The organism is Arthrobacter sp. 10T413_2 (genome assembly GCF_056394205.1).
In genome coordinates, this window is the sequence record NZ_JBFTHK010000289.1 from 1 (window position 1) to 3,296 (window position 3,296).

General features: G+C 63.1%; 4 protein-coding genes. 2 read left to right on the forward strand and 2 right to left on the reverse strand.

Annotation, left to right across the window (positions count from 1 at the left end; all coding sequences use genetic code 11):
• Together AC1DBQ_RS22570 and AC1DBQ_RS22575 are read right to left on the reverse strand one after the other, a co-directional pair.
• Positions 1–213 (reverse strand): aldo/keto reductase (locus AC1DBQ_RS22570; RefSeq protein WP_476930638.1); only part of this gene is annotated, 213 nt, incomplete at its 3' end.
• A gap of 149 nt (positions 214–362) precedes the next feature.
• Positions 363–1,268, reverse strand: a complete 906-nt coding sequence (locus AC1DBQ_RS22575) for a LysR family transcriptional regulator (protein ID WP_476930639.1) — start codon at positions 1,266–1,268, stop codon at positions 363–365.
• A 73-nt stretch (positions 1,269–1,341) separates the two neighbouring features.
• Between AC1DBQ_RS22575 and AC1DBQ_RS22580 the strand changes: the two genes are divergently transcribed.
• Positions 1,342–2,349, forward strand: coding sequence for an EamA family transporter (locus AC1DBQ_RS22580; protein WP_476930640.1), 1,008 nt, complete (start codon positions 1,342–1,344; stop codon positions 2,347–2,349).
• Positions 2,350–2,467: 118 nt separating this feature from the next.
• Positions 2,468–2,902 carry a bleomycin resistance protein gene (locus AC1DBQ_RS22585; protein WP_476930641.1) on the forward strand — a complete coding sequence of 145 codons (435 nt, stop codon included), beginning with the start codon at positions 2,468–2,470 and terminating at the stop codon, positions 2,900–2,902.
• Positions 2,903–3,296 lie beyond the last annotated feature (394 nt).

The window sequence follows — 3,296 nt, forward strand, 5'->3', positions numbered from 1 at the left end:
GCCGTAGGGCGGCCCGTAGTTGTTGGCGAGGTCGAAGTGGGTGACGCCGAGGTCGAAGGCGCGGCGCAKGATGGCGCGCTGGATCTCGAACGGCTTGTCGTCGCCGAAGTTGTGCCACAGGCCCAGGGAGATGGCCGGAAGTTTCAGGCCGCTGCGCCCCACGCGGCGGTAAGGCATGGAGTCGTAGCGGGTATCAGCTGCCAAATAAGTCATGGGTGCCTTTCTGCTTTCCGATGAAAGAGACCGCGTCGGCGCACGGGTAAGGAGTCGAAATAGGCAACCTCCAATTCTTGATATTCGGCCGTCAGAGTCTCCGGTGGTGATGCGGAGAGGGCGCTTGTTACTTTGCGCCGAGGGCGCCACTAGCTCGCAGCTGGGCCTGCAATCTTGCGCAGGAGGCCGGCAAGGTGCTGAATGCCCGGGCTTTCGGTCATGGTCMTGCGGTGCACCATCCCCACACGACGAGCCGGCACGGGATGGGCCGGTACAGTGACCACATCCGCGGGCAGTGCGGGCCTGCCGAGGCGAGGCACGAGCGCCACCACTGCCCCTTGCTCCACCAGCGCGATGTGGGTTGCGAAGTCCGGATCGTAGACCTGGATATCCGGGACTCGGCCCAGATCGGCAAAAATCCGCAATAGGGCCTCGTTGCAGATGGCACCGTGCGGAGTGCTGATCCAGCGCTCATCAACCATATCGGCAGMTTCCACCTCCGCCCTTCCTGCCAGGGGATGGTTGCGGTGAACGAGAAGATCCGCGATGTCATCGCACAGCCACTCCAGCATCACGTGCTCTGGAATCACAAGCGGGACGGAGTTCCAGTCGTGGACGATGCCGAGGTCGGCTTCCCCACCGGCTACACGTGCCACTGCTTCACGTGGGTCCTCAGCCAGCACGGTGACGTCCAGATCGGTTCCGGAGGAAGCGAGCATGCCCAGCATCGGCCCCACCAGCCCCCGGCAGGCGGTGGAGAAGGACACCACCTTCAACCGGCCGTACGGTTTGGCGGGATCGGCCAGGAGCGTGGACTGGAGTTCTTCCAGTTCGGCAAGGATGCGGCGCCCATAAGCGGCCAAGGCAAGTCCGCGTTCAGTCAGCAGCACCCCTCGGCCATGYCGCTCCAGGACCGAGAAGCCGGTCTGCTTTTCCAGCTTCTTGATCTGCTGCGATACCGCCGACGGGCTGAAGCCCATCACCTCTGATGCTGCAATGACGGAACCATGGTGCTCAATCGCTGCCAGCGCACGGAGCGCTCCGATGTCTATCATGAAGCAAACGTACATGCTATGCGGTATGAATCAACGCTGGTGCTTCATTCCCTTCTCTGTCAGGGTGAGGAGCGTGAACCTTCGCCATTCCTTGCTTGCCACCCTCGTCGCTGTCTTGTGGGGCCTAAACTTCGTGGCCATCGACTTGGGCCTCCACACCAACGGACGCGACGTTCCGCCGTTGCTGTTCGTGGCCATKCGGTTTGTCCTGGTGGTCTTCCCCTGGATTTTCTTCGTGCGCAAGCCTGCTGTCAGCTGGGCAGCAATTATCGGCGTCGGACTTTTTATGAGCGCCGGCCAGTTCGGGCTGCTGTACCTGGCCATGGCGCTAGGCATGCCGGCTGGTCTGGCCTCCTTGGTACTACAGGCGCAGGTTCTGCTTACGGTTCTGTTGGCCGCCGTGTTCCTAGGCGAGCGGCCCAGCGGGCGTCAGATGGCCGGCGTCGTACTTGGCGTCGCCGGCCTGGCGGTAGTGGCGATGGGCCGCAGTGCCGTTGCTCCGCTACTTCCGTTCGTMATTGTGCTGGCCGMGGCGTTTTCCTGGGCTGTGGGCAACGTGGTTGCACGCAAAGCCAAGGCGGCGTCGGGGCTGGGGCTGGTGGTTTGGTMGGGTGCGGTGGTCCCGCTCCCGCTTGCCGGACTTTCAATGATCATCGATGGTCCCGATGCCATCACCGCAACGATCGGAGACCTCCAGCCCGCCACTGTCCTGAGCGCGCTCTACACCGCGGTTTTCGCTTCGCTGGTGGGCTACGGGATCTGGAACCGGCTGCTCGCGAAATACTCGCCGTCGGCCGTGGTCCCTTTCACGCTGCTAGTGCCGGTCGTGGGGATGAGCGCCGCGTGGCTGGCCCTGCAGGAGGTGCCCTCGGCCACGGAAGTGGCTGGCGGACTGCTCCTGCTGGGAGGAGTGGCGACGGCGGTACTCACCAGAAGCGGTGGGCGGATTCAACGACAGGGCCCCGCTTTGCCGCCAGTTTTGGGGCCGGCTTCGGCCAGTGGATTACGGGTCGCAGACGCCGACGAACAAAACCTCCAGCGACTGCAGGGATCAGCCAGTGGAATACCGTCCGAGAACTGACATAGAGGGATCGACTGCCCGTCGCGCTGAGGTCCTGTTCGGTGGTCCCTACAGGGTTCACAGATTGAGGCCCCGTCGCGGTGGAGGACCGGCAAGCGGGCAGTGCGACGATAGGTGTATGACTCAAAGCCTCGAACCAGCTCTTGTTCCCGAACTGCTGGTCGTTGATATAGATCGCAGCCTTGCCTTCTGGCGCGATGTGTGTGGATTTGGGGTCCTTTACTCGCGACCTGAGGAGCGCTTTGCATACATCGCTCTCGGCGCTGCCCACCTCATGCTTGAGCAAATCGGCGTCGGCCGGAACTGGATTACCGGCCGACTGGAGGCTCCACTTGGCCGCGGCAGCAACTTTCAKATCAACGTCCCCAACACGACGCTGCTGTCGACAGCGCTAGCGAGTGCCGGGATCGATCTCCTGATGCAGCCCGAGACGAAGTGGTACCGCATCGGCAACGAAGAGGCCGGGGTAGAGCAGTTCCTCGTTAACGACCCGGACGGCTACCTAGTTCGTCTCCAGTCGACTCGCGGACGCCGCCCCGCTCCACGTACCTAGATCACCCGCCGTGGAGTCAAGAGCCCACAAGGATGGAAAGTCCTCGACGTTCCCCCCGGCGCCGCATCTCGGCGACGCGCAGTCGACGGCGGCCTACCGGGCCAAGCGCGCGAKGGACCTTCCAGTGGTGGCCCGGTTAAAGGCCGGCTTCAAGTCGAGGGGCTTCTGGTACAGGGACTTTTCGACGACGATCACGGGGGATGGCAACCACGACGATGACTTCCATCAAGGTATCAAGGGGGTCCAGTCCTCAAGCAGCATCAGTTGCCCATGTCCCTCAGGATCAGGTGCCCAGGCTCTACTCCCTCGGACGAAAACCGGACCGGGTTCATTTGGTGGCCGTGATTCGCACGCCGCCGACGTGGGGCCGCTGGTGGTGGAGTACTTCCCCGAC